The sequence below is a fragment of the Trichlorobacter sp. genome (assembly GCF_030247655.1).
Taxonomy (GTDB): domain Bacteria; phylum Desulfobacterota; class Desulfuromonadia; order Geobacterales; family Pseudopelobacteraceae; genus Trichlorobacter.
Window position 1 is genome coordinate 1 of record NZ_JAOTRZ010000149.1, and the last position, 7,309, is coordinate 7,309.

10 protein-coding genes and 1 pseudogene are annotated in these 7,309 nt (G+C 53.2%); 10 read left to right on the forward strand and 1 reads right to left on the reverse strand.

Annotated elements, in window-relative coordinates; genetic code table 11:
- The 10 genes from OEL57_RS11940 to OEL57_RS11985 all read left to right on the forward strand — a co-directional run.
- On the forward strand, nt 1-264 hold a 264-nt coding region (locus tag OEL57_RS11940), incomplete at its 5' end, for a hypothetical protein (protein WP_300740757.1).
- The gene (locus tag OEL57_RS11945; RefSeq protein ID WP_300740758.1) at nt 261-2,258 is read left to right on the forward strand and encodes a putative bifunctional diguanylate cyclase/phosphodiesterase; all 1,998 of its coding nucleotides are present in this window, start codon (nt 261-263) and stop codon (nt 2,256-2,258) included. The genes OEL57_RS11940 and OEL57_RS11945, both read left to right, overlap by 4 nt.
- Nucleotides 2,255-2,692, forward strand: a complete 438-nt coding sequence (gene dtd / locus OEL57_RS11950) for a D-aminoacyl-tRNA deacylase (protein WP_300740759.1) — start codon at nt 2,255-2,257, stop codon at nt 2,690-2,692. Before OEL57_RS11945 ends, dtd begins: the two co-directional genes overlap by 4 nt.
- A gap of 66 nt (nt 2,693-2,758) precedes the next feature.
- Nucleotides 2,759-3,613, forward strand: a complete 855-nt coding sequence (locus OEL57_RS11955; RefSeq protein ID WP_300740760.1) for a GGDEF domain-containing protein — start codon at nt 2,759-2,761, stop codon at nt 3,611-3,613.
- The gene (locus OEL57_RS11960; protein ID WP_300740761.1) at nt 3,600-3,884 is read left to right on the forward strand and encodes a hypothetical protein; all 285 of its coding nucleotides are present in this window, start codon (nt 3,600-3,602) and stop codon (nt 3,882-3,884) included. Before OEL57_RS11955 ends, OEL57_RS11960 begins: the two co-directional genes overlap by 14 nt.
- 198 nt (nt 3,885-4,082) lie before the next feature.
- Nucleotides 4,083-4,688: a fused DSP-PTPase phosphatase/NAD kinase-like protein gene (locus tag OEL57_RS11965; protein ID WP_300740762.1), complete on the forward strand. Its 606-nt coding sequence runs from the start codon at nt 4,083-4,085 to the stop codon at nt 4,686-4,688.
- Nucleotides 4,685-5,836 carry an MGDG synthase family glycosyltransferase gene (locus tag OEL57_RS11970; protein WP_300740763.1) on the forward strand — a complete coding sequence of 384 codons (1,152 nt, stop codon included), beginning with the start codon at nt 4,685-4,687 and terminating at the stop codon, nt 5,834-5,836. The genes OEL57_RS11965 and OEL57_RS11970 overlap by 4 nt, the downstream gene beginning before the upstream one ends.
- Nucleotides 5,833-6,327, forward strand: coding sequence for a hypothetical protein (locus OEL57_RS11975; protein ID WP_300740764.1), 495 nt, complete (start codon nt 5,833-5,835; stop codon nt 6,325-6,327). The genes OEL57_RS11970 and OEL57_RS11975 overlap by 4 nt, the downstream gene beginning before the upstream one ends.
- Before the next feature lie 86 nt (nt 6,328-6,413).
- Complete coding sequence (locus OEL57_RS11980) at nt 6,414-6,716, forward strand: toxin-antitoxin system TumE family protein (RefSeq protein ID WP_300740765.1); 303 nt, start codon at nt 6,414-6,416, stop codon at nt 6,714-6,716.
- A complete protein-coding gene (locus OEL57_RS11985; RefSeq protein WP_300740766.1) occupies nt 6,713-7,072 on the forward strand; it encodes a hypothetical protein in 360 nt (119 codons plus the stop codon). Before OEL57_RS11980 ends, OEL57_RS11985 begins: the two co-directional genes overlap by 4 nt.
- A gap of 38 nt (nt 7,073-7,110) precedes the next feature.
- Here OEL57_RS11985 and OEL57_RS11990 read toward each other — a convergent pair.
- Nucleotides 7,111-7,309 (reverse strand): annotated as a pseudogene (locus OEL57_RS11990) (HD family phosphohydrolase); the annotation flags it as partial.

Below are 7,309 nucleotides of genomic sequence, written 5' to 3' on the forward strand. Positions count from 1 at the left end.
CAGTTTGGTTTGCCGCTCAAACGGATCGGACATTCCATCTCCATCCCCCACACCCTGTTTGCGGCGCACAGCCGAATTCCAGCCGCAGACCGGGAAATCATCAAAAAAACACTGCTTACCAGCTCACTTGCCCAGGTTGATCCCCACCTGCGTCAGCTGTTTATTGAAACAGGCAATGCAACTACGGGTAACTATTTCAAGGTGGTTAACGACAGAGATTACGAGGCAGCCCGGCGGATACTGAAACGGCTGGGAAGCCATTGATAACCATCTCTCTTAAATACCGGATTGCCCTGGTGGTTTTCATCCTCCAGATCGCGGTTTTTACCCCGCTGTTATGGTTTACCTTTACCGCTTACCGTGATTCTGACCTGAAGCAGCTGCAGACCCGTGAGGATGTCTTTATGGGGCTGGTATCCCAGTTAGGGCGTAAGGCGTTGCTGACTGCTGAACCGACTGACTTCCAACTATTTATTGCCCCCTTCAGTACGGCCCCCCATATCAAGCGGATAGTCCTGTTGAATCAGTCCGGTATTGTGGTGGCCAGCACGGTCCCTGCTGATCTGGGTGGTTCGGCTCCGGTGTATGCCCATGGCAGGAATACGGTCTGTAAAACAAATGAAATAGCCAATGCCGCCGAACAGTTGGGATCAATATCCGTCCATTTTTCCCGCATAGAGATGGAGCAGAATGTGCGGGCCTTGCTGTTGCGCGGAATCCCCCTTGCTGTGGCAGGGGTGATCCTGAGTGCCTTGATCGGCTTGGGGCTGGGCTCATTGCTGACCCGTCGTCTGAATGCACTGGAGCAGGCCACCCGGCGGATGGGCGAAGGGGATATGGACGCCACGGTTGAGATTTCGGGGAATGATGAAGTTGCGCATCTTGCACAGGTCTTTAACGAGATGTCCGGCAGCCTGCGTTCACAGTTTGATGAGCTGCAGCAGGTGCAGCAGGAACTGTCTTTTCAGGCTCAGCACGATCCGCTGACCGGACTGCCTAACCGTTTGCTGTTTGACCTGCGTTGCAGCCAGGCCATTGCGGCTGCCCAACAGCATCAGCATGCCCTTGCACTGCTGTTTTTCGACCTGGACCATTTTAAAAATATCAATGATAGCTACGGCCACCAGGTAGGTGACAGTGTCCTGCGCTCAGTGGCTGCCCGCCTGACCCTTGTCTTGAAAGATCACAACCTGATTGCCCGGTTAGGTGGTGATGAGTTCTGCGTCCTGATGGAAAAGGTTGAACAACAACAGGAAGCAGCCGAAGTTGCCCAGTCAATTCTGGATATGCTGGCAGTACCGCTTGAATGTGAACAGCATGAGTTCTTTCTCTCGGCCAGTATCGGTATCTGTCTCTATCCACGGGATGGCGAGGATGAGGTCAGACTGTTGCGCAATGCAGATACCGCCATGTATCGCGCCAAAACCGCCGGACGGGGGGGGTATCGTTTCTATTCCCATGAACAGACCTCGTCAGTGCAGGAGCGAACCTTACTGGAGCAGCGTCTGCGCAAGGCGATTGAGCGGGGCGAGCTGCGCCTGAACTATCAGCCCCAGGTCTGCCTTACTTCTGGCAACATGTTGGGTGTTGAGGCATTGGCCCGCTGGTCAAGTCCTGAGTTTGGGCTGGTGGCACCGGAAAAATTTATCCCCATAGCTGAAGAGAGCGGCCTGATCCAGTCCATGGGCGAGTGGATTCTGGATGATGCCTGCCGCCAAATGCAGCAATGGCGGCAGCAGGGCACTGCAATACCACGTGTGGCGGTTAATCTGTCTGCGCTGCAGATTCAGCGCGGTGACATCACCTCACTGGTGCGCCGGACGCTGGATAGCACCGGTCTGCCTGCCAACTGCCTGGAACTTGAGATTACCGAAGGCTACATCCTGCAGGATGCTGACCGTGCAATTGAAGTCTTGCAGCAGTTACGTGATCTGGGTGTTTCCATTGCCATTGATGATTTTGGCACCGGCTTCTCATCACTCTCCTATCTGCACCGCCTGCCGATTGACCGGCTAAAAATTGATAAATCCTTTGTGCAGGAGATCGGTTCCACCTCGCGGGCTGCCCAGGTGGCTCAGGCAGTGGTCAGTCTTGGCAAAACGCTCGGGCTCTCTATTATTGGTGAAGGGGTTGAGCATACGCACCACGCTGATGCATTACGGGAATGGGGTTGTCATGAAGCCCAGGGGTTCCTGTACGCCCCAGCCCTGACGCCGGATCAGCTGTGTCTGCTGGCGCCGTTCAAGAGGAAACCATGAAAGCGGTGATTCAGCGGGTCAGTTCCGCATCGGTTACGGTGGATGGTCAGGTGGTGGGGCAGATTGCTCAGGGCATTATGGTGCTGCTGGGGGTTAAAAAAGGTGATACCGAGGCCCCGGCAGACTGGCTGGCTGAGAAGATCGTCGGGCTACGGATATTTGAAGATGAGACAGGTAAAATGAACCGCTCATTGATAGATATAGGCGGAGCAGTGCTGGCGGTTTCCCAGTTTACCCTGGTCGGTAACTGCGATAAGGGACGTCGTCCTTCCTTTGATACAGCAGCACCTGCAGAGGAAGGCAAGCGGCTGTATGATTATTTTGTCGCTGCATTGAAGCGTCAGAACGTGCCGGTGCAGACCGGTATCTTTCAGGCAGATATGCAGGTCTCTCTGATTAATGATGGGCCGGTGACCTTTATTCTGGAGCGTTAAGCCATGTTTTCTCTTTCTTTCGGATCCAGAATAGACCAGCTTCTTTCATTGTATATTATTGATATAATGAATATATTGCTGTTTTTAGCGGCCTTGCTGCTCCTGATAGCGCTCTTTTTTGTGCGCAAACTTGCCAAAGAGCTGCCTAAAGGGCGTACCCGCAACTGGTGGAAAATTCTGGGTGGCCTGATTGTCCTGTTTATCTGCGGTTACTTCAGCTTCTATCTGATGAAATTAGGCACCCAGTACAGCAGTTCAGAGATGCTGGTACCGATCATCTTCTTCTTTGGTGCCATATTTGTACTGCTGGTCTGTGTGCTTGCCTACCGGACCACCTGTGAGCTGAAGCGGGTCTTTGTACTGGAGCAGGAGAGCATTACTGATCCGTTAACCGGTATCTTTAACCGTCGCCATCTTGATCGTCGTCTGCAGGAAGAGGTTCTGCGCTGCCTGCGCTACAATCTTCTCCTGGCGGTGCTGCTGGTGGATATTGACCATTTTAAGCAGGTAAATGATACCTGGGGACATCAGGTTGGTGATCTGGTTTTAAAGCATGTCGCCCGGCTCTTTGTCGAGGTGTTGAGGCAAACTGATATGGTGGCCCGTTTTGGCGGTGAAGAGTTTGTGATCCTGTTGCCCCATACCCCGGAAGCAGAGTCATACCGTCTTGCGGAACGGCTGCGGAAAACAGTTGAAAGCACCCCCCTGCAGTTCATGTCAGACGGCACATTGACAGAGATACGCGTTACCATCAGTATTGGCAGTGCCTGCCTGTTACCTGAAATTGATTCGGCCTTTGACCTATTGGAGCGTGCTGATAAGGCGATGTACCGGGCCAAACATGAAGGTCGTAACCGGGTGGTCCGTTGTCCCGGCCACAGCGTAGCTGAAGGATGGAGAGGCCACGATGAAGGTCGGTAATCTTCGTGATGCTGCAACAAGCGGCGGTTTCTGGATGGCATGGCTGTTGCTGGTAACAGCCCTCTTCATACCGGTACCAACTGCCAGTTTCTGTCTGGCCTTTCTGGCGGTCACCTGCGCGGTGTTTCCGCTGGCGCTCGGTTCCCGCAGGCAGCGGATTGGTGCACTTGTAGCCCTTGTTCTCAGCATTCTGCTGGTATTTTCATTGGTGGATAAAGCAAAAAATGATCCCTGGTTCAAAAAGCACCGCACCACAACCTCGCCAGCCTGATAGTATCAGTTACGATACTGCGTACATTTAATGCTATAGCCATAGACATGCAAAGTACAACGCCCTCCAGTTGTCTCCACCATTCTTTATCCTCACATCGCATATAACGTCTCAATAACTATGCATTAAGTTGTTTGGTGCTATATTGGCATGGTACCTGTAACAGCTATAATGATACATGAAAAGAGGTGTGAAACCATGCTGCTACCAACCTGCCGCTTCTTGATTGTTGTCTCATGCTGCCTGACCATCCTGGCCGGTATTGCCTGGGCAAATGCTCCTGCGTCAACCGTAAAACCTGCTGCCAGTCAACCGGTTATAATTCGTTCTTCTGAGCACCTCTACAATCTGCCTGGCCTGGGTAATGCTGGGAGGGTGGCCCCCGGCATCTATCGGGGCGAACAGCCGGGCCCGTCAGGCTATGCAACCCTGCAGCAGATGGGGATCAAGACCGTGATCGATCTGCGGACCTCGGAAAGTGAAAAATCCCAGGTTGAAGCTGCCGGGATGAAGGCGATTGCCGTGCCGATTGAGATGACCCGCAAGGGGCTGCGTCAAAAAGTGGATCAGGTGGTGGCGTTGATGGCTGATCCAGACAATCAACCGGTCTACGTGCATTGTCGGCACGGACAGGACCGTACCGGTATTGTGGTGGCGGCCTACCGGCTATCACATCAGGGCTGGAGCCTCAAGGATGTGGAGACTGAGATGCAGGCCTTCGGGTTTAATGATGTCTGGGTCAATTTTAAATCATTTATCCGTAGCTACAGTGTGCAAGGCACAACCCCGGGGACGAAGCAATGAGTAACCAGGAACAGAAACGGAAAAAACTGGTTATCTTCAGTGTCTCTGCCGGAGCAGGCCATGTGCGGGCAGCACAGGCATTGGTGGCGGCAACCAAGCAGTGCTATCCGTTGGTTGATGCAGTGCATATTGATCTGATGGACCATGTGCCGCAGCTGTTTAGAAAGGTCTATGCCGATTCATACCTGAAGGTGGTGGAAAGCCATCCGGCGCTCTGGGGCTACCTGTACGACAAAAGCGACCACGACAAACCCAACTCCGGCCTGAACCGCCTGCGTCGCGCCATTGAGCGGTTAAGCACCGCCAGTCTGGGCAAGTTGCTGAGGGAACTGGAGCCGGACCATATTATCTGTACCCACTTTTTGCCTGCAGAGCTGCTGGCCCGCAAGATCCGTAACGGTAAACTCAACGTTCCGGTCTGGGTCCAGGTAACTGATTTCGATCTGCACGCGCTCTGGGTGCAGCAACAGATGAGCGGCTATTTTGCCGCCAATGAGGAACTTGCCGGGCGGATGGCCGAGCGGGGGATTCCTGCTGAAACGATCCATGTTACCGGTATCCCGATCATGCCTGTCTTTGAACGGAACTATGATCGTGCAACCTGTGCCGCTGAATTTGGTCTTGATCCCAAGCGCACCACGCTGTTGATGATGTCCGGTGGCATGGGGGTGGGCGGCATAGAGCAGCTTGCCGAGCGCCTGTTGCAAGTCCCGGGTGATTTCCAGATTGTGGCCTTGGCCGGACGCAACGATACGCTTTTAACCAACCTGAAGCTGGTGGCAATGCGTCATCCTGGCCGTCTGATCCCGTTGGGCTTTACCAATGTAATTGAACGGGTCATGGCAGCCAGCGACCTGGCCATTACCAAGCCGGGTGGTCTGACCACTTCAGAATGCCTGGCAGTGGGATTACCGATGATTGTGGTCTCTCCCATACCAGGCCAGGAAGAGCGCAATGCCGATTTCTTGCTGGAAAACGGCGCTGCCCTCAAGGCCTGTGATGCCGGGGCGCTGGTCTGGCGTGTGCAGCACCTGCTGCAGCATCCCGAGCGGCTGGCAGAACTGAGCGACAAGGCGCAGCGTCAGGGCCGACCAGATGCTGCCCGCAAGGTTCTGGCAACGGTCTTGGGTGAAGCGCAACAGCTATGAACAGGGATACGCGCTGGCCCCATCTGCTGATGCTGCTCTGTGGTGTTGCCCTGATCGGCTTTTTCTTCGGCATGACCGAGATCCAGATCGAAGGTGGCAACGGCTGGGCCTGCGCCCTGCCCACCTGGCGGATCGAATCACACCCGTTGCTTGATATCTTCTGGGGTGGCCGCCCCATGACCGGCTATCATGCCTGGGTCTTTTCCTTCATGCTGCTGCTGTTTCACTTCCCTTTGCTGCTGTTCTGGCGTTTCACCTGGCGACTGGAGGCCCGTTGCATGGGGAGCCTGATGCTGTTCTGGGTCATTGAAGATTTTGTCTGGTTTATGATGAATCCTTGCTACGGTATCAGCAAATTTGAGCCGAGCTTCATTCCTTGGCACAAACAGTGGCTGCTGGGCATGCCCACCGACTACCTGACCTTTGGCCTGGCCGGTCTGCTGCTGATCTGGTGGTCGTTCCGGGGAAAGCAGCATAGCACTGCGGGTTGACCACAGCGAGCAATGGATAGCTGCTATGACTTGACGACCTATTCACGATATGGCATAAAATACCATAACGGAAAGGCGGGAATGATGTGGGGAATGCCCAACCTATTTTGAGCTATAGGCGTGACTTACCAAATGGCGATATTATTCAGGTGGTTGTCTGGTTGTTATCTGAACCATTGCCTGGGTCGCCACATCCATACAAATACCGGCTGCATTATCAGACAGCTGATGGTTCTGACTACATCAGATACGACAATGAACGCGGTAAGGGCGATCATCGTCATATTGCCGAGGTTGAGGAGCCATATCAGTTTGCATCAGTGGAAAAGCTGGCAAAAGATTTCTATGAGGCTATCAAGCAGGCCCGTTCTAAAGGAGGTATCACATGAACAGGGATTTTAAGGTAAAGATTGAGAGTGAAGAGGCATTCTTTGCCGACTTGATTTCACAGGCAAAAAAGATTGACCAAGGAATTATGCCTGAAAAACCGGTTGAAAGGGTATCCTTTCCCGATATGGAAACATTCTACCGATTTTGCACTCCCAAGCGTCTGCAGCTTCTTCAGGAACTTCACAAGGTTGGCTGCGTGAGCATCAATGCGCTGGCAAAACACCTGCACCGACACTACAAAAATGTATTCAGTGATGTTAAAACCTTGGAAACTGCAGGTTTGGTAGAAAAGACCGAGACGGGCAAATATTGTGTTCCCTGGGATGAATTTACCGCTACCGTCCGCCTTGCGTGATTTTGCCCGTTCTTTGTAGTCTTCACGTTCTACACCAGCTAATTTCCGAACAGGTCGAGGTTTTTTAAGGTAGCAAAAGGTTGGTTGCCGAAACTGTCTCTGGCCGGTTTCGGCTTTTCTTTTTCAGCAGGCGTGGCCTCTTCCGGTGCAGCCTCGGCCCGTGGTTCAGACAGGGCAACCATTTCCTCTTCGCCGTTAGTATCCATGCCGTTGCCGGTAAAGAAGTAGAGGTTATAC